This is a genomic window from Shinella sp. WSJ-2 (assembly GCF_003432075.1).
Taxonomy (GTDB): domain Bacteria; phylum Pseudomonadota; class Alphaproteobacteria; order Rhizobiales; family Rhizobiaceae; genus Shinella.
Genome location: NZ_QWBU01000004.1, coordinates 275,792 through 293,693, shown reverse-complemented (window position 1 = coordinate 293,693; position 17,902 = coordinate 275,792). Strand labels below are relative to the sequence as shown.

General features: G+C 63.0%; 19 protein-coding genes. 6 read left to right on the top strand and 13 right to left on the bottom strand.

Annotated elements, in window-relative coordinates; genetic code table 11:
• Positions 1-8: 8 nt before the first annotated feature.
• The 5 genes from D0Y60_RS12200 to D0Y60_RS12180 form a co-directional block, all read right to left on the bottom strand.
• Complete coding sequence (locus tag D0Y60_RS12200) at positions 9-824, bottom strand: carbohydrate ABC transporter permease (RefSeq protein WP_117370212.1); 816 nt, start codon at positions 822-824, stop codon at positions 9-11.
• Positions 821-1,717 (bottom strand): sugar ABC transporter permease, encoded by an 897-nt coding sequence (locus D0Y60_RS12195; protein WP_117370211.1) that lies wholly within the window; start codon positions 1,715-1,717, stop codon positions 821-823. Before D0Y60_RS12195 ends, D0Y60_RS12200 begins: the two co-directional genes overlap by 4 nt.
• Positions 1,718-1,816: 99 nt before the next feature.
• On the bottom strand, positions 1,817-3,082 hold the full coding sequence (locus D0Y60_RS12190) for a sugar ABC transporter substrate-binding protein (RefSeq protein WP_117370210.1): 1,266 nt from the start codon (positions 3,080-3,082) through the stop codon (positions 1,817-1,819).
• 134 nt (positions 3,083-3,216) lie between these two features.
• Entirely contained in the window at positions 3,217-4,263 is a 1,047-nt protein-coding gene (locus tag D0Y60_RS12185) for a LacI family DNA-binding transcriptional regulator (protein WP_117370209.1), read from the bottom strand.
• Between the two features lie 249 nt (positions 4,264-4,512).
• Positions 4,513-5,205 carry a fumarylacetoacetate hydrolase family protein gene (locus D0Y60_RS12180; RefSeq protein WP_117370208.1) on the bottom strand — a complete coding sequence of 231 codons (693 nt, stop codon included), beginning with the start codon at positions 5,203-5,205 and terminating at the stop codon, positions 4,513-4,515.
• 130 nt (positions 5,206-5,335) lie between these two features.
• On the opposite strand from D0Y60_RS12180, the gene hpaR reads away from it, so the two are divergent.
• Positions 5,336-5,836 (top strand): homoprotocatechuate degradation operon regulator HpaR, encoded by a 501-nt coding sequence (gene hpaR, locus D0Y60_RS12175; protein WP_117370207.1) that lies wholly within the window; start codon positions 5,336-5,338, stop codon positions 5,834-5,836.
• Between the two features lie 18 nt (positions 5,837-5,854).
• Here the strand turns inward: hpaR and D0Y60_RS12170 are convergent, their stop codons facing one another.
• A complete protein-coding gene (locus tag D0Y60_RS12170) occupies positions 5,855-7,261 on the bottom strand; it encodes a pyridoxal-dependent decarboxylase (RefSeq protein ID WP_117370206.1) in 1,407 nt (468 codons plus the stop codon).
• A 346-nt stretch (positions 7,262-7,607) separates the two neighbouring features.
• Here D0Y60_RS12170 and D0Y60_RS12165 point away from each other — a divergent pair, with 346 nt between their 5' ends.
• The 5 genes from D0Y60_RS12165 to D0Y60_RS12145 are packed head-to-tail and all read left to right on the top strand — an operon-like array spanning position 7,608 to position 13,143.
• A complete protein-coding gene (locus D0Y60_RS12165; protein ID WP_117370205.1) occupies positions 7,608-8,864 on the top strand; it encodes a Tm-1-like ATP-binding domain-containing protein in 1,257 nt (418 codons plus the stop codon).
• A complete protein-coding gene (locus D0Y60_RS12160; protein ID WP_117370204.1) occupies positions 8,861-9,505 on the top strand; it encodes an HAD-IA family hydrolase in 645 nt (214 codons plus the stop codon). The genes D0Y60_RS12165 and D0Y60_RS12160 overlap by 4 nt, the downstream gene beginning before the upstream one ends.
• A gap of 12 nt (positions 9,506-9,517) precedes the next feature.
• A complete protein-coding gene (locus D0Y60_RS12155) occupies positions 9,518-10,876 on the top strand; it encodes an aspartate aminotransferase family protein (RefSeq protein WP_117370203.1) in 1,359 nt (452 codons plus the stop codon).
• Between the two features lies 1 nt (position 10,877).
• Positions 10,878-12,161 (top strand): aspartate aminotransferase family protein, encoded by a 1,284-nt coding sequence (locus tag D0Y60_RS12150; RefSeq protein ID WP_117370202.1) that lies wholly within the window; start codon positions 10,878-10,880, stop codon positions 12,159-12,161.
• A 4-nt stretch (positions 12,162-12,165) separates the two neighbouring features.
• Positions 12,166-13,143 (top strand): phosphotransferase, encoded by a 978-nt coding sequence (locus D0Y60_RS12145; protein ID WP_117370201.1) that lies wholly within the window; start codon positions 12,166-12,168, stop codon positions 13,141-13,143.
• A 34-nt stretch (positions 13,144-13,177) separates the two neighbouring features.
• Here D0Y60_RS12145 and D0Y60_RS12140 read toward each other — a convergent pair whose 3' ends face one another.
• The 7 genes from D0Y60_RS12140 to D0Y60_RS12110 form a co-directional block, all read right to left on the bottom strand.
• Positions 13,178-13,366 (bottom strand): hypothetical protein, encoded by a 189-nt coding sequence (locus D0Y60_RS12140; RefSeq protein WP_117370200.1) that lies wholly within the window; start codon positions 13,364-13,366, stop codon positions 13,178-13,180.
• A 135-nt stretch (positions 13,367-13,501) separates the two neighbouring features.
• Complete coding sequence (gene minE, locus D0Y60_RS12135) at positions 13,502-13,765, bottom strand: cell division topological specificity factor MinE (protein ID WP_117370199.1); 264 nt, start codon at positions 13,763-13,765, stop codon at positions 13,502-13,504.
• The gene (gene minD / locus D0Y60_RS12130; protein WP_117370198.1) at positions 13,762-14,577 is read right to left on the bottom strand and encodes a septum site-determining protein MinD; all 816 of its coding nucleotides are present in this window, start codon (positions 14,575-14,577) and stop codon (positions 13,762-13,764) included. The genes minE and minD overlap by 4 nt, the downstream gene beginning before the upstream one ends.
• Before the next feature lie 28 nt (positions 14,578-14,605).
• Positions 14,606-15,361 carry a septum site-determining protein MinC gene (minC, locus tag D0Y60_RS12125; protein ID WP_117370197.1) on the bottom strand — a complete coding sequence of 252 codons (756 nt, stop codon included), beginning with the start codon at positions 15,359-15,361 and terminating at the stop codon, positions 14,606-14,608.
• Positions 15,362-15,845: 484 nt separating this feature from the next.
• On the bottom strand, positions 15,846-16,304 hold the full coding sequence (locus D0Y60_RS12120) for an RpiB/LacA/LacB family sugar-phosphate isomerase (protein WP_117370196.1): 459 nt from the start codon (positions 16,302-16,304) through the stop codon (positions 15,846-15,848).
• 14 nt (positions 16,305-16,318) lie between these two features.
• On the bottom strand, positions 16,319-17,089 hold the full coding sequence (locus D0Y60_RS12115; RefSeq protein WP_117370195.1) for a triose-phosphate isomerase: 771 nt from the start codon (positions 17,087-17,089) through the stop codon (positions 16,319-16,321).
• Complete coding sequence (locus D0Y60_RS12110; RefSeq protein WP_117370194.1) at positions 17,086-17,859, bottom strand: DeoR/GlpR family DNA-binding transcription regulator; 774 nt, start codon at positions 17,857-17,859, stop codon at positions 17,086-17,088. The genes D0Y60_RS12115 and D0Y60_RS12110 overlap by 4 nt, the downstream gene beginning before the upstream one ends.
• Positions 17,860-17,902 lie beyond the last annotated feature (43 nt).

Sequence of the window (17,902 nt, the reverse complement as noted above, 5' to 3'; positions counted from 1 at the left end):
GGGTATTCCTATTTGACCGAGCCGAGCATGCCCTGCACGAACTGGCGCTGCATGACGAAGAAGACGAAGAGGGTGGGGAGCGTGGCGAGGATTGTGCCGATCATGACCACGCCGTAATCAGGGTAGTAGGCGGAGGCGAGCGAGGAGACGACGAGGGTGATCGTCTTGGTCTCGTTCGACTGGAGAACGATGAGCGGCCAGAGATAGTTGTTCCAGTTCGTCATGAACACGATGACGAAGGCGGCCGCATAGGTGGACCGCATCACCGGCATGTAGATGTAGAAGAAGATCTGCCATTCCTTCAGCCCGTCCACCTTGGCCGCGTCACGCAGTTCGGTCGGGAAGGCTTTCGTCGACTGGCGGAAGTAGAAGATGATGAAGGCCGAGGCGATGGTGGGCAGCATGATCGCGATATGCGTGTTGATGAGCCCGGTCTTCGCCATCATCATGAACAGCGGGATCATCAATGCGCCGAACGGGATCATCAGCGTGAGCAGCACCAGCGAATAGACGCGCTCGCGCGCCTTAGACTTGAACATCTCGAAGCCGTAGCCCGCAAGCGAGGAGACGACGATGGTGAGAACGGTGGCGAGCACCGCGACCTTGGTCGAGTTCCAGAAAACCAGGGGCACGTCGACCTGCGTGAAGAAGTTCGTCACGTTGGTGCTAAACGCATCACCGAAGCTGGTCTTGCCGCCGATGATGTCGATCGATGTGTTCGAGGCGCTGATCACCATCCAGAAGAACGGGAAGATCGAGAGGAAGGCGGCAAGCCCGAGAAAGGCATATTGCAGCGCCGTGCCCAGGATACGCGAGGCGTTCATGACCGGTCCCTCGCGGCATAGAACTGGAGGAAGGAGAACAGCGCCACCATGATGACGATCACGTAGGAGATGGTCGCCGCGTAGCCGAAGCTCGGCATGAAGCGGAAGGTGAGGTTGTAGATGTAGAGCGACAGCGTGATGGTCGAATTGGCCGGGCCGCCCTTGCCTTCGGTGAGGTTGTAGACCTCGTCGAACAGCTGGATCGTGCCGATGGTGGAGATGATCGTCGTGAAGAGGATCACGGGTTTGAGCATGGGGATGGTGATGTAGAAGAACCGTGCCCAGGCCGGCACACCATCGATTTTCGCCGCTTCATAGATCGACTTGTCGATGTTCTGAAGGGCAGCGAGATAGAAGATCATGTTGTAGCCCGTCCAGCGCCATGTGATGGCGAGGATCACAAGCACCTTGGCCCAGAAGGGTTCCGTCAGCCAGCCGATCGGCGCGCCGATCAGGCCGACCGCCATCAGCGCCTGGTTTACGACGCCATCGACCGAGAACATGCTCTTGAACAGCACGGAATAGGCGACCAGCGAGGCGACGCAGGGCAGGAAGATCGCGGTGCGGAAGAAGCCGATGAACTTCAGCTTGTCGTTGTTGAGCACGGCGGCCAGCATGAGTGCCAGCAGGATCATGATCGGCACCTGCACCACGAAGAAGGTGACGGTGTTGGTCAGCGCCTGAATGAAGACGGGGTCGTTCCACAGGCGGACGACATTTCCGAAGCCCGCGAACTTCATCATCATGCCCTTGCCGGAGAAGAAGGACAGATAGAGCGAGCGGAAGATCGGATAGACGAGGAAAACGCCAATCAGCAGGACGGACGGGGCGATGAACAGCCAGCCGTTCAGATCGTGATAGCGCTTCAATCCGCCTGTTTTGCCGGAAGCCATGGGACGACCTTCGTTGCAAGGAACAAGGACCGGACCTCCCGCCCGAGGGCAGGAAGGGCCCGGGAGAGGGGCGGGCGCCTGGCGCCCGCCGGGAGGATCTTACTGGATCTGGCCCTGAGCCTGGCTGTCAATCGCCTTCAGGACTTCATCGACATTGGCACCCTGGCCGAGCGACGGCAGATGCGCCGTGACGGCGGTGTCCACCTCATTGGTGAAGACGCCGTAGTTGACGGCCGGAACCTTGGCGAGCCAGTCCGAAAAATTCTGCCAGACCTTTTCGCCGCCGAAGAAGGCGTCGGCCTCGGAATAGGCCGCACCCGTGCGGGCGGCGAGCAGCGAGCCGACGGCGCCGCGTTCGGTCAGGATCTTCTGGTAGAAGTCGATGTCCTTGGCGTAGACCTCGTTGAGGAAGTCGATCGCCTCGTCCTTCTCGGCAGAGCCCGCCGTGACGTACCAGCTGGAGCCGCCGAGGTTGGAGGCGTGGCCCGCACCTTCGACGTTCAGCTTCGGAATGGGGGCGACGCCCCACTTGCCGCTCTGGTCGGCCTGCGCCTTGACGGTGCCGGTGATCCACACGCCCGTCGTGACGGTCGCGACATCGCCCGAGGTGAAGGTGTTGACCCACTCCGTCCAGCCGGCAGCCGGCTTGTGGATATTGGCCTGCAGGATCTTCTGCTCGGTTTCAAGCGCCGCCTTCAGCGCGGCATTGTCGGCGATCGAGAGGTTGCCGTCCTTGTCGAAGTACCAGCCGCCGGCCGACTGCATCAGGATGCGGATGAAGCCGGCATCGTTGATGTCGAGGCCGAGCATCTTCTTGCCGGTCTTGGCTTCCACCGCCTTGCCGATCTCGATGAAGCGGTCCCATGTCAGGTCCTGCATATCCTCGGGCTTGAAACCGGCCTGTTCGAGATAGTCCTTGCGGTAGTAGAGGCCGGTGACGCCGGAATCGAAGGGCATGCCGTAGACGGCGCCGTCGAGCGTCATCAGCTGGACCTTGTAGGGCGCAAAGCCCGAGAAATCGATCTTGCTCGACAGTTCGGCGAAAGCGCCGGGGAAGGACTGGAGGTATTTCTGCGCGCCGTAATCCTCGATCAGCACGATATCCGGCAGCGCGTCGGTGGTGCCGGACGACAGGCCCGTCTGGAGCTTCTGCTCGACATCGGCCTTGGCGAAATCGACGATGTTGAAGGTCGTATCCGGATGTTTCGCGGTATAGCGCGCGGCGGCTTCCTTCATGATGGCGACGTTGAAGTTCGGGTCCCAGCACCAGACGGTGACTTCGCCGGCAAAGGCGGCCGTGGATGCCAAGAGGCTCGCACCGGCAAATAGGCCGGCGGCAAGGCGCGACAGAATCATCTTGTTCATCGTTTCCTCCCAAGAAACCTATGCGGCAGGGATCTCCTCTCCCGCCGTCGGAGGGAAGATTTACCGAATTTCAGGAAACGCGCAAGGAAAATTTAGTAAATATTTATTGCGCCTGCGAAGGCTTTTGAAAAGCACTACAAATCCAATGGCTTGCGGCAGCTGTCGCGCCAGATCAGTTCGGTGGCGATGCGCACCTGCTTGCCGTAGCTGCGCCCGGAAAGGCGTTCGAGCAGGAGGTCGACCGCCGTCTCGCCGATATGCTCACCATGAATGCGCACGGTGGTGAGCGGCGGAGTGAGGAACTGCGCGACGGGGATGTCGTTGAAGGAGATGACGGCAATATCCTTGGGGATGGAGAGGCCGGCTTCCTGTAAGGCACGATAGGCGCCGATCGCCATGTTGTCGTTCGAGGTGACGATGACGTCGGGCCGTTCCGCCAGCGCGAGGAGGTCCCGGGCGAGGCGGTAGCCGGTGTCGAGCCGCAGGCTCTGGCCGTTGGAACAGTCGGCGAGCACCAGAAGGTCCGGATCGAAGGTGCCGTTCTTCTTCTGCCATTCGATGAAGGCGACGCAGCGTTTTTCCGCAAAATGCTGCACGCTGCCGTTCAGGCTTTCATGGCTGCCGATGAAGCCGACGCGCTTGTAACCGCTGGATTTCAGGGAATCGAGTATCTTCTGTGTGGCGAGCCCGACATCGGAGAAGACGCTGTCGAGGTGATCGCTCTTCGGGTCGAAATCGGCGAAGACGACGTGGCGGGCATGCTGCCTGAGCCAGGCGATTTCATGATCGGAATGTTTGCCGATGACGATGACCCCGGACGCGCTTTCGAGCAGCGCCGCCTCCGGCAGGTCGTCGGAATGGAAGACCTTCACGATCTCCGTCTTGAGATCGCGGCAGCGCGTCTCGATGCCAAGGCGCACGCCGACATAATAGGGGTCGGCGATTTCGTCCGACGGCTCCAGGAAATGCACGATGACGAGCTTGGTGAGCAGACTCGGCGCGACGGGGCCGTTCGCCTTGTTGCGGTTGCGCGGCGTCTCGTAGTTGAGCGCCTCGGCCGTCTCGATGATCGCCTGCCGCTTGACGGGCGAGATCGACAAACCAGGGTCGTAGTTCAAAACGCGCGAGACCGTAGCGGAGGAGACCCCGACGGCTTTGGCGATTTCCTTTATCGTCACCATTCCGGCATTCCGTTCCTTGCTCGCCGCAATGTGACACGGATTTGGGAAAATCGAAATCGCTTTCAGTAAATTTTTACTTCGGCGCGACGCGCGAAAAACCCGCCCGGACGGCGATAACGGCGTGAATGCCGTATGTTGCCGGTATAGCCAAGCGGTAAAATCTTCTCAAGGTACGGCGAAAGATCGACGCGGGAATGGCCAAACGGCTGCCGGTGGTAAAAAGCGCTCGTAAAGCTCTTCGCGCGGTGTTCAGAGAACGGTGACCGAGATTGTGCCGAGCCCGTCGATTTCACCACGCATCACATCGCCCCGCTGTACGGCCCCGACGCCGGCCGGCGTGCCGGAGAAGATCAGGTCGCCGGGCTGCAGCGTAAAGAGGCGCGAGAGATAGGCGATCATTTCCGGCACCTTCCAGATCATCTGGTTGAGATTGCCGTCCTGACGGACAACGCCATTGATCGAGAGCCGGATCGCGCCTTCGCTGAGGTGCCCGATATCGCTTGCGGCATGCAGCGGGCCGCAGGGCGCGGACTTTTCGAAGGCCTTGGCGACCTCCCAGGGGCGGCCGTGTTTCTTCGCTTCCGCCTGGAGATCGCGCCGCGTCATGTCGAGGCCGATGGCATAGCCGAAGACGCAGTCGAGCGCTTTTTCCACCGGAATGTCGCTGCCGCCGCTTTTGAGGGCGACGACCAATTCGATTTCATGATGCACGTCGGTGCTGGCGAAGGGATAGGGAAAGCCGTCGGCGGGCGCCACCAATGTGTCGGGGTTCTTCTGGAAGAAGAACGGCGGTTCCTTGTCCGGGTCATGGCCCATCTCGATCGCATGGTCGGCGAAGTTGCGGCCGACGCAATAGATGCGATGCACCGGGAAAAGCGCCGTGCTGCCCTCAATCGGCAGGGTGGGCACCGCGGCGGGGGCGAAGACATAGGCTTGGGTCATGGCGGCTGCACTTTCGAGAGGCTGATTTGCGGCGGACCGTAGCATGGCGCCCGGCGGCAATCGACCCGTTCGTCCTGGCCTATTCGGGCTTGCGATTGCGCGAACTCTAAAAATCGCGGATAGAGGCAGAATGACGAAGGATGCCTCAGTGGACATGACCAATCCCAACACGACGGACAAGCCGCGGCGCGAACGCCGGCGGTCGCTGGCAATCGGCCTTCTCAAGGCACGTGAGGCCGTCATGAGCCATTTCCGACCGATTCTCGCCGATCATGACGTAACCGAGCAGCAATGGCGCGTGCTGCGCACGCTGTCGGATGCCGGCCTGCTCGATGCGACTGAGGTGGCGGAGAAGGCCTTCATCCTGGCGCCGAGCCTGACGCGCATGCTGCGCTCGCTGGAAGAGCGCGGCTTCATCAGCCGCCACAAGGACAAGGCTGATGGTCGCCGCGTGCTGCTTCGGCTTGAGCCGGCAGGGCAGGCGGTCATCGACGAGGTGATGCCGGATTCGCGCCGTGTCTATGCCGATCTCGATGCCCGCTTCGGCGGCGAGCGGGTCGAGCAGCTGCTCGACATGCTGGAAGAACTGGCCGCCCTCAAGCTCGAGGGCAAGGCGGGCGGCGAGGAGTAACCCCGCCGCCGCGAGGGCTTACGTCAATCTGCGAGCGATTTCGGTGATCACGGTGAAAGCCGTGTCGGCGTCGTCGCGCGTCATCTCGAACTGGCCGGCCTGGAAGCGGATGGCGATGCGGCCATCCACACGCGTCTGTGTGAGATAGATGCGGCCATCGTCGTTAATGGCGTTGGTGAGCGCGATATTGTGCTGGTCGGCATCCGCGCCGCCGGTGTGGCGGAAGGAGAACAGCGACAGGACCGGCGCGCTGACGATCTCGAAATCCGGTTCCTTCGCAAGGCGTTCGGCCAGTTCCTCGGACCAGGCGACATGGTTGCGGATCATCGTGCGCAGGCCTTCCAGCCCGTGGTAGCGCATCAGGAACCACAGTTTCAGCGCGCGGAAGCGGCGGCCGAGCGGCACGGACCATTCGGAATAGTTGATGATGCCGTCATGGCCGTGGGTCTTGAGATATTCCGGCTGGATGGCGAGCGTGCGCACCTGATCCTCGGGGCTCCTGATGAACTGCACCGAGCAATCGAAATTGGCGCCGAGCCATTTGTGCGGATTGAAGACGATCGAATCGGCCTCCTCGACGCCGTCCCAGAGCGTGCGGAATTCCGGGCAGATCATCGCCGAACCCGCCCAGGCGGCATCGACATGCAGGTAGAGGCCATGCGCCTTGACGACGGCGGCAACGTCTCGGATCGGGTCGCAGGCGCCGATCGATGTGCCGCCGGTGCAGGCGATGACGCCGGCCGGGATATGGCCGGCGGCGAGATCGGCCTTGATGGCGGCGTCGAGCGCTTCCGGATCCATGCCGTTGAGCGGGCCCTTGGTCGGGATGCGCACGAGGTTCGCCTCGCCGATGCCGGCAATCCAGATCGCCCGGTCGATGGAGGTATGCACCTGCTTGGAGGCATAGACGCGCACGGCCTTGTGCGCGGCAAGCCCCTCGCTGTTGCCCTTCCAGCCGAGCGCCTTCTCGCGCATCACGAGGACGGCGGCAAGCGTTGCGGTGGAGGCGGAATCCTGGATGACGCCGGCAAAACCGTCCGGCAGGCCCATCGCCTGGCGCAGCCAGTCGACGACGCGGGTTTCCAGTTCGGTGGCGGCGGGGGATGTCTGCCACAGCATGCACTGGGCGGCGACCGAGGTCACGAGGTAATCGGCAATCACCGAGACCGGCGCGGCATTGGCCGGGAAATAGGCGAAGAAGCGCGGATGCTGCCAATGGGTCAGGCCATCGGGAATGATGCGCTCGAAATCCGCGAAGATCGCCTCCATCGCCTCGCCGGCCTCGGGCGCGGCCTCGGCAATCTGCCTGAAAATGTCGCCAGGCTTGGTCTGCGCGCGGACGGGCCGCTCACGCAGGCCCGCACGGTAGTCCGCACCCCAATCGGCCACCGTTCGCGACCATTGACGGAATTCTTCGCTCTCCATGTCTCACTCCCCAGTCCGGTTGCCTTTCTCGGCGGTCGGATGCGCAATTGCAATGCCCGATTTGAATGCTGATGTTGTTTAACATGTTAAAAATATATTGACGCTGTCAAGCGGAAGTGTGGACAGGCGCCCGTCGCCCAATCAGCTGCAACGCCGAGGCTGAGTAACGGTTTAATATGTGAACCATCGCTTCAAAATATGGACTTGCCAAGCGCGACTCTTCCTGCCAGATTAATTCTCATGTTAAGTAATTCGCAGACTATCGTCGGAGGGACGGGGCTTGCGAGATCGGGTTTGACGCCGGAAAGTGGATGCTCCGCCCGACTAAAACGAGGAGGAATGGTCGATGAGCCTGAGCGCCCGTCCGCCGAAGATTCTGGTGATCGGTACTGGCGACACCAAGAGCGAGGAGCTGCTTTTCATGGCCGAGGTCATCACCACGGCCGGCGGCGTTCCCGTCATGGTCGATGTCAGCGTGCTCGGTGAGCCGCCCTATGCGCCCGCGCATTCCAAGCACGATGTCGCAGAGGCCGCGGGCACGAGCATTCAGACCATAATCGACAGCGGCGATGAAAACACCGCCATGTCCCTGATGGCGAAAGGTGCGGTTGAGCTGGTGCGCGGGCTTTCGGAGGCCGGCGAGGTTGACGGCATGATCGCGCTCGGCGGTTCGCTCGGCACGGATCTCGCGCTTGACGTCGCTGCCGTGTTGCCGCTCGGCGTGCCGAAGTTCATCGTCTCGACCATTGCCTATTCGCACCTCCTGCCGCCGGAGCGTATCGCGCCCGACCTGATGATGATCCTGTGGGCCGGCGGGCTCTACGGCTTGAACCCGATCTGCCGCGCGGTGCTGTCGCAGGCCTGCGGCGCGGTCGTCGGCGCGGCGAAGGCAGCCGAACGGCCGGATCGTGCGCGGCCGCTGATCGGCATGACCTCGCTCGGCTCCTCCTGCCTCAAATATATGAAATTCCTGAAGCCCGAGCTGGAAAAGCGCGGCTATGACGTCGCGGTCTTCCACTCCACCGGCATGGGTGGCCGCGCCTATGAGGCGGTGGCCGCCGACCGGGGCTTTGCCGCCGTCTTCGATTTCTGCATCCAGGAGGTCACCAATGCGGAAAACGGCTCTGTCGTCACGTCGGGCCCGGATCGCCTGGAAAATGCCGGCCGCGCCGGCATCCCGCAGATCGTCGCGCCCGGCGCCGTCGATATGGTGGACATGCCCGCCTGGCAGGACACGCCCGTGCGCTTCGCCGGCCGCCCTTATCACGCCCACAACCGGCTGATCGCCTCCGTCACCGTCTCGCCGGAGCAGCGCCGCGATGTCGCCCGCGTCGTCGCCGACAAGATGGCCGGCGCGCTGGCCCCGGTCGCCTTCCTCCTGCCGACGCAGGGCATTCAGGAATGGGATCAGGAGGGCGAACCGCTGCACGAGCCCGCAGCGCTCGAGGCCTTTGTCGACGCGATGCGCAAGGCCATGCCGGCAAGCGTCATCTTCGAGGAGGTGGATACGCATATCAATGCCCCGGACTTTGCGGTGAAAGCTTTGGAGGTCTTCGATCGCTGGGTCGCCGAGGGTGTCGTTGCGAAAGGGCGTATCGCATGACCAAGGCATTGATCCTCGATTTCGGCGGTGTCGTCACCCGCACGCTGTTCGAGACGCATGACATCACCGAGCGTGCGCTCGGCCTGCCGGTCGGCACTCTGACCTGGCGTGGTCCGTTCGATCCCTCGACTGACCCGCTCTGGGTGTCGATGCAGGCGCGCGAGATCACCGAGCGCGATTACTGGATGACGCGCACACGCGAAGTGGGCGCGATGCTCGGCGAGGACTGGACGGATATGAAGACCTTCGTGCAGCGCGCCCGCGGCGCGGATGCCGAGCTGGTGCTGCGCCCGGAAGCGCGCGACGCGATCCTGAAAGCCAAGGAGGCCGGCCTGAAACTCGCCATCCTCTCCAACGAACTCGACCTCTTCTACGGCGTCGAATTCCGCAAGCGCTTCCCGCTGATCGAGCTTTTCGACGTCATCGTCGATGCCACCTATACGAAGATCCTGAAGCCCGATCCGCGCGCCTATGAGCAGGTGATCGCCGAGGTCGGCATCGACCGCGCCGACTGCGTGTTCGTCGACGACCAGTTGAAGAACATCGAGGGCGCGGCTGCCGTGAACCTCCCCTATGTGCATTTCGACGTGCTCCAGCCAGCGCAATCCTATGCGCAGGCGCTGAAAATGCTTGGACTCTGAAAGGATATCCCCATGCGCGATTCCAACTTCCTGATCGAGAACAACGCCCGCCATCTCTGGCACCCCATGGCGCATCCCGCCGAAATGCAGGCCAAGCCGCCGCGCATTATCAATGGCGGCGCGGGTGTCGAGGTGGTGGATATCCACGGCAAGACGGTGCTCGATGCCGTCGGCGGCCTGTGGAACGTCAATCTCGGTTATTCCTGCGAGCCGGTGAAGCAGGCGATCCGCGATCAGCTCGACGCGCTGCCCTACTATTCGACCTTCCGCGGCACGACCAATTCGCCGCTGATCGAACTGTCCTACGAGCTTGCCGAATTCTTCAAGGAGGACGGCCTGACACGCTCTTTCTTCACCTCAGGTGGTTCGGATTCGGTCGAGACGGCGCTCAGGCTCGCCCGTCAGTACCACAAGATCAACGGCCAGCCGGAGCGCACGAAATTCGTGGCGCTGAAGAAGGGCTATCACGGCACGCATTTTGGTGGCGCCTCGGTCAACGGCAACGCCAATTTTCGCCGCAACTACGAGCCGCTGCTGCCCGGCGTCTTCCATCTCGCCGCACCGTTCCCCTACCGCAACCCCTTCAATACGACCGATCCGGCCGAGATTGCGCAGGCGATCGCCCGCCAGTTCGAGGACGAGGTGGCCTTCCAGGGCGCCGATACGATCGCCGCCTTCATCATGGAGCCGGTGCTGGGAGCCGGCGGCGTGATCGTGCCGCATGAGACCTTCATGCCGCTGATGCGCGCCATCTGCGACAAGCATGGCATCCTGCTGATCGCCGACGAGGTCATCACCGCCTTTGGCCGCACCGGCGCCTGGACCGGCTCGCGCGGCTGGGGCGTCAAGCCTGACATGATGACGACCGCCAAGGCCATCACCAACGGCTACTTCCCCTTCGGCGCCGTGATGATCTCCGACAAGGTCGCAACGGCTTTCGAAAGCAACAAGGACTCGTTCGGCGCCATCGGCCACGGCTACACCTATTCCGGCCACCCGGTCGGTGCCGCGGCTGCCCTTGCGACGCTCAAGGAAACCGCCAAGGTCAACACGGCCGCCAATGCCGCCGCCCGCGGCGTCGAGCTGATGGCCGGCCTCGAAGGCCTGAAGGCGAAGCATGAACTGGTCGGCGACGTGCGCGGCCGCGGCCTGATGGCGGCGCTGGAGCTCGTTTCGGATCGCGCCAAGAAGAGCGGTGCCGCCAAGGATGTGGTGCAGAAGGTCTACGATACCGCCTACGAGGCCGGCGTTATGGTCCGCACTTCGGGTTCCAACGTCATCATCTCGCCGCCGCTCATCATCACCGCCGCCGATGTGCAGAAGATCGTCTCGGCGCTCGATGAAGGCCTCAGTGCTGCGGAAGGCAAATAAGATGGCGGGCGAGGACGCTCTGCGCGCGCGGCGCGAAAAACTGCTCGGCCGTAACATGTCGCTCTTCTACGAGGACCCGGTCCATCTAGTGAAGGGTGAGGGCGTGTGGCTGTGGGATGCGGACGGCAAGAAGTATCTCGACTGCTACAACAACGTGCCGCATGTCGGCCATTGTCATCCGCGGGTGGTGGAGGCGATCTGTCGACAGGCCTCGACGCTCAACACCCACACGCGCTACCTTCACGAGGGCATTCTGGACTATGTCGAGCGCCTGACCGCGACCTTCGATAAGAGCCTCGATACCGCGATCCTGACCTGCACCGGCAGTGAGGCGAACGATGTGGCGCTGCGCATGGCGCAGGCCGTGACCGGCAAGACGGGTGTCATCGCCACGGACTTCACCTATCACGGCAACACGACGGCGGTGTCGCAGCTTTCGACCCGCATGCCGCCGGTCGGCGGTTACGGCGGCCACGTTCGCCACGTGCCGGCGCCCGATGCCTATCGTCCGCTCGGCGGCGAGGGCGGGGCGGCTTTCGCAGCCGCCTGGGCGGCGAAGGTGGAGGAGGCCATCGCCTCCCTGCGGGAGAGCCCCTTCGGTTTTTCCGCGCTGATCATCGATCCCTTCTTCGCCAATGAGGGTTTTCCCGACCTGCCGGAAAACTTCCTTGCGTCGGCCGTGGCGGCGGTGCGCAAGGCGGGCGGCCTCGTCATTTGCGATGAGGTGCAGCCCGGTTTCGGCCGCACCGGCACCCATATGTGGGGCCATCAGAAGGCGGGCATCGTCCCCGATGTCGTCACGCTCGGCAAGCCGATGGGTAATGGCCATCCGGTCGGCGGCGTTGTTGCCAATTCCGAGACCTTGAATGCCTTCCGCAAGGCGTTTCGCTACTTCAACACCTTCGGCGGCAACCCGGTTTCCTGCGCGGCGGCCATGGCCGTTCTCGATGTGCTGGAAGACGAGAAGCTCCAGGCCAATGCACTCGACGTCGGCACCTATGCCCGGCAGGGTCTGCAAAAGCTTGCGGAAAGGCACACGCTGATCGGCAATGTGCGCGGCTCCGGCCTGTTCTTCGGCGCCGAACTGGTGCTCGATCGGGCAGAAAAGACGCCGGCCTCCGACATCGCCACCCGTGTCATCAACGGCATGCGCGAACGCGGCGTGCTGATGGGCAAGCTCGGCATTCACCAGAATGCCACGAAGATCCGTCCGCCCATGCCCTTCTCGAAGGACAATGCCGACCTGATGCTGTCGACCCTCGACGACGTGCTGGGCGGGCTCTGAGCCGATGAGCGGCATGGAGGAGATGCTGACGCAGCGGGCCATTGCCGCCCTTGCCCATTGGGATCTGCCGGAGCAGGTGCCTGAGCTGATCAAGTACCGCGAAAACGCGGTCTTTAAGGTGGAGCTCACCTGGGGCGATCCGGCAGCGCTTCGGCTGCATCGCCCGGCCTATCATTCGCAGGCGGCCCTTGCCTCGGAACTCGCCTTCATGGCGTATCTGCGCGACCGGGGCCTCGCCGTGCCGCAGCCGATCCCGGCGGCGAACGGTGCCTTGCTCGTCGCCTTCGGCGACGGGCCTTATCACGCCGACCTCATCGGCTGGATCGATGGCGAACCGCTCGGCGAAACCGGCGTTCCCCTGGTGCAGGAAGGCCGCGACCTCCAGGCGATATTCCGCTCCATCGGCCGGGAACTCGCGCTGCTGCACGGTGCAGCCGATGCCTTTCGCCAGCCGGTGGGCTTCGAGCGCCCGGCCTGGGATGCCGACGGTCTACTGGGCGAGGCACCCTTCTGGGGGCGGTTCTGGGATTGCGCCGTGCTGTCGGCCGAGGACCAGGCCTATCTGACGGCCCTGCGCGCAACGCTGACCGCACGCCTCGCGGCCATCGCGCCCGGGCTAGACTACGGCCTGATCCATGCCGATATCGTGCGCGAAAACATCTTCGTACGCAAAGGTACCGTCGCCTTCATCGATTTCGACGATTGCGGCTTCGGATTCCGCCTGTTCGATTTGGCGACGGCGCTGTTGCGCAACCGGCGCGAACCGTCCTATCCGGCGCTGCGGCAGGCGCTGCTTGAAGGCTACGCTGCCGTGCGGCCGCAGGCAGAAGTGGATTTCGTGCATTTGCCGCTCTTTTTGCTGCTGCGCGCGCTCACATATATCGGCTGGGCCGCCGCCCGGCCGGACCTTGCAGACAATGCCGCCCGCCTGAAACGCTACGTTGCCGACGTGCGCGCTCTCGCAGCGGATCTGGGTGTCTGAAACAAAAAACCCCGCCGGAGCGGGGTTGTTTGTTTCAAGCCTGATGTTGGATGGGATTGTCCGCAGGCTGGTGCACAATTCCGGCCCCTTGCTCACAGACTTCCACGTGCCGTGTCAGCGCCTGATTGGAGAGGATGGCGCTGATCGTGGTGATGTCACGGCCCTGGTATTTGGGCATCTTCTGGGCGACTTTCAGTCTCTCCAGCAACGCTAAACGGCTCATGACAATCTCCTTTTCAGTGGTTTAAGAATGCGGCATCCGGCCTTTGCAAAACGGCCGATGGTCCGGGTTGTGGTCCTTCTTCGGGGTTGCCCGACACCGCACCTCGAAGGGTGCGGTGGTTGAAACGGTGGTCGATCAGGCGGCCTTCTTGCCGGCGTCGAACGGGATCTCGATGTCGACGGCAAGCGTCGAGACCTGAGCGCCGCGCTCCATCTTGATCGAAACCTTCTCGTCATCGACCTGCATGTGCTTTGAAATCGCCTTCAGGATTTCGTCGCGCAGCTTGTTGACGAGATCGACGTCGCCGGTGGCGGCGCGCTCGTGGGCGAGCAGCACCTGCAGCCGCTCGCGCGCGGCCGGTGCCGACTGGCCCTTGGAAAAGAAGCGGAACAGGTTCATGCCGCCTTCCTTCCGAAGATCTTGCCGAAGAACCCGCGCTTGTCGCCGGGAATGGTGATCGGCAGGTTCTCGCCCTTCAGGCGGCGCGTCGCTTCGAAATAGGCAAGCGCCGGGGCGCTGCGGGTGTCGGCAAGCGTCACGGGGGCGCCGACGTTGGAAGCGCGCAGCACATCCATGCTCTCGGGGATGATGCCGAGCAGCGGGATGGAGAGGATTTCGAGCACGTCGTCGACCTTCAGCATGTCTCCACGCTCAGCGCGCACGGCGTCGTAGCGGGTGAGCAGCAGGTGCTTTTCGACGCGCTCGCCGTTTTCCGCCTTCAGGGTCTTGGAATCGAGCAGGCCGATGATCCTATCGGAGTCGCGAACGGACGACACTTCCGGGTTGGTCACGACGATGGCGATATCCGCATGGCGCATGGCGAGCGTGGCGCCACGCTCGATGCCGGCCGGGCTGTCGCAGATCACCCAGTCGAAGGCGTTCTTCAGCGCCGCGATGACCTTCTCCACGCCTTCGGGCGTGAGGTTGTCCTTGTCGCGGGTCTGGGAGGCCGGCAGCAGGTAGAGCGTCTCGACGCGCTTGTCGCGGATCAGCGCCTGGGTCAGCTTGGCTTCGCCCTGGATGACGTTGACGAGGTCATAGACGACGCGGCGTTCGGCACCCATGACGAGATCAAGATTGCGCAGGCCGACGTCGAAATCCACGACCACGACCTTTTCGCCATTCTGCGCGAGCGCCGCGCCGAGGGCTGCCGACGACGTCGTCTTGCCGACGCCGCCCTTGCCCGATGTGACAACGATTACCTTACCCATGTACCTCTCCAGTGGTTGGGAATTCTGTTCAGCCGAGTGTCGCGGCTGTGATTTTTTCGCCTTCGAGCCAGATCTGCGCCGGCTTGCCGCGCAGTGCGTCTTCCATGTCGTCGGCCGTCTTGTAGAAACCGTCGATGGCGATCAGTTCCGCTTCCAGCTTGCGGCAGAAAATGCGGGCGCTGGCATTGCCCGTCGTGCCGGCCATGGCGCGACCGCGCAGCGGGCCATAGACATGGATCGAGCCGCCGGCGACGACTTCCGCGCCCGAAGCGACCGAGCCGATGATCGTGACGTCACCCTCCGGGAAGAAAATCGACTGGCCGGAGCGCACGGGGCGCGAGACGACGAGCGACGGCGTGACGGTGGCCGGCACCGCCACTGGCTCGACCACGCCGGCCTCCACCGGATCGGCCGATTTCGCCTTTTTGGACACGGCCGTATCGTCTGTCGCAGGCGCCTCGAAATCGGCGGCCGGGCGGCCGTCGGTCATGGCGGGCGGCATGTCGGGCCCGAGCTGCGAAGTGCGCGCACCCTCGATGCCCATGACGCGCACATTGCGGTTCGAAAGTTCGCTGACGAGATCGCGCAGCTCCTGACGGTCGATGTCGAGGCCATCGACGTCGAGCACAACGGGCCGGCGAAGGAAGAACCCGGCCGAACGGGCGGCCAGATCGTCGAGCCGAACCAGCCAGTCCTGGACTGGCAGTTCAGGCGTCAATGCGAGCGCAAGGAAGGACCGCCCCTTGAGGCGGATCGGCCGGGGTTGAGTTAACACGTCAGTCATCTTGGTTAATTTTCGGTTGCTCCGGTGTAGCCGTGAAATGGTTAACAAATGGTTAATTTACAGCGCTGGCTGGTGCGAGGCATGCCTTGCCACAATGTGCCATTTTAAAGCGGGGCGGCGCAGGTTCGCCGTGTGGCGAACAGTTTAAATGACTGAATAAAAAGCCGTTTCATGCATATGTGAAGGGTCGGCGTTTATACGTTGCCCATCAAAAAGGGCTTCGGACGCGAGGACGGCTTTGAAGAAAAGCAGGGAAGTTCGCAAGCTTCATAAGGCGATGTCTGGGAATGAACCCGGATGGGTAGCATCAGTCGCCTGATGCTCGCGGCTTCGCGTCCAATAGTGCCGGATTCGGAGTATGCGTGCCCCAAAACGTGATTCGGCAGTGTTGCGCGGGAATCGAAACGCGGATTGTTTTGCGGGCGAGGCGGGAGAATAGGGTAAGGCCGGCGCACCTCATCGGATGCGCCGGCCGATGACGGCCTTACTTGCCGGCGTTGTATTTGGCGTCGACTTCGTTGATCGCCTGGACGTTGCCGGCCGAGCGGCCGTTCTCGTCGAAGGTCTGGGCGAGATAGGCGTCGGCGATAGCCTTGGCCAGTTCCGAGCCGATGACGCGGGCGCCCATGGTGATGATCTGGGCATTGTTGGACAGGGCGGCGCGCTCGGCCGAATAGGTGTCGTGCGTCAGCGCGGCGCGGATGCCGGGCACCTTGTTGGCCGAGATGCAGACGCCGATGCCGGTGCCGCAGACGAGGATCGCACGATCGTATTCGCCGGCGATGACGGCCGAAGCGACGCGGTCGGAGAGGGTGGCGTAGAAGGCATCTGGGCCGGCATCGGTGCGCGAGATTTCGTGCACATCATGGCTGGCCTTCAGGTGATCGGCGAGAACCTTGGCGAGGCCTTCGCCCGCGCTGTCACCGGCAATAGCGAGTTTCATGGTACGTCTCCTTGTTAGATGGTAACGGCGCAGCGCGCCAGGATGTCGAGATAGCCTTCGACCTTCCAGGCCGAGCGACCGATGAAGAGCCCGTCGATGTCTGGGCAGGCGATCAGTTCTTCGCAATTCCCAGGGTTCACCGAGCCGCCGTAGAGGCAGGGAATGCGCTGGCCGAGCACATCTTCCGCCACCTTGGCGATCTCGGCATGGCGCGCGTTGGCGTATTCGGCCGTGGCGGGAATGCCCTTTTCGCCGATTGCCCAGACGGGCTCGTAGGCGAGCAGGATTTCGGCCTGCTTCTGGGCGCCCTGGAGCTTGCCGAGCGCGCCGCGTACCTCTTTGGCGAGCACCTCGTCCGCACGGCCGCTTTCGCGATCGGCCAGTGTTTCACCGATGCAGATCAGCGGCACGAGGCCGTGTCGCACGGCCGCTTCCGTCTTGAGGCCGACCGTTTCGTCCGTCTCGCCGAAATGCTCGCGGCGCTCGGAATGGCCCAGTTCGACGAGGTCGAGATTGCAATCCTTCAGCATGACGGGCGAGACCTCACCGGTCCAGGCGCCCTCGTCGGCCCAGTGCATGTTCTGCGCGCCGACCTTGACGGAAGTATCGGCGAGCAGCGCCTTGACCTCGCGCACGGCGGTGAAGGGCGGGATGACGAAGCGCTGGATGCGGGGATTGCGGCCGCCATCGGCGGCCTTCAAGCCCTCGGCGAAGACTTTCGCTTCCGCCAGCGTCTTGTTCATCTTCCAGCTCGTGCCGACCCAGAAGTTGCGGCCTTGGCTCATGGTGTTGTCTCCCTGGCGATGTGCACCACGGTCTTGCCGCCGTCAAGCGCGGCGGATGTGTCGTGGGGCAGGTTCTTGTCTGAAATGACGGTGTCGAAATCGGCGAGATCGGCGAGCACGTGCAGTGCCGTGTGGCCGAAGCGGCGGCTGTTGATCATGAGGCAGGTCTGGCGGCTGGAGGCCATCATCGCCCGCTTGGTGCGCACCACGGCCTCGTCCATGTGGTAGGCGAGCCGGCCGGATGCGGCGGGCGCCGAGATGAAGGCGATGTCGGCGCGGAGGCGCGACAGGGCTTCTTCCGTGACGATGCCGAAATAGGCGTTAAACTTGGAGGAGTAGACGCCGCCGAGGCCGATCAGCGTCACGCCGGAAAGGCCCTTGGCGCGCTCCATGATCGCGGCATTGTTGGTGATGATGGTGATCGGCTTCTTGTCCGCGAGCACATCGCCCAGCACAGAAGCCATCGATCCGTCATTGATCATCACGGTCATTCCCGGCTCGACAAGCTCGGCGGCCGTTTCGGCCAACGCCCGCTTGACGTCGGCCTCCTGAAGCTCGCGAAAACGGAAGTCGCTTTCGAACTGCGTGCCGGCATCGATCGTCGCGCCGCCACGTACCTTGCGCAGCACGCCGGCCCGTTCGAGATCGTCGAGATCGCGGTGGATGGTCATCTTGGAGACGCCGAAGCGCGCTGCGATATCATCGAGTTCGACGGCCCGGCTTTCGACGAGCAGATTGATGATTTCCTGCCTGCGCTCTTCCCGTTTCACCGCGTCCTCCCACCGTCCGCACAGCACATTATAACACTAAAAT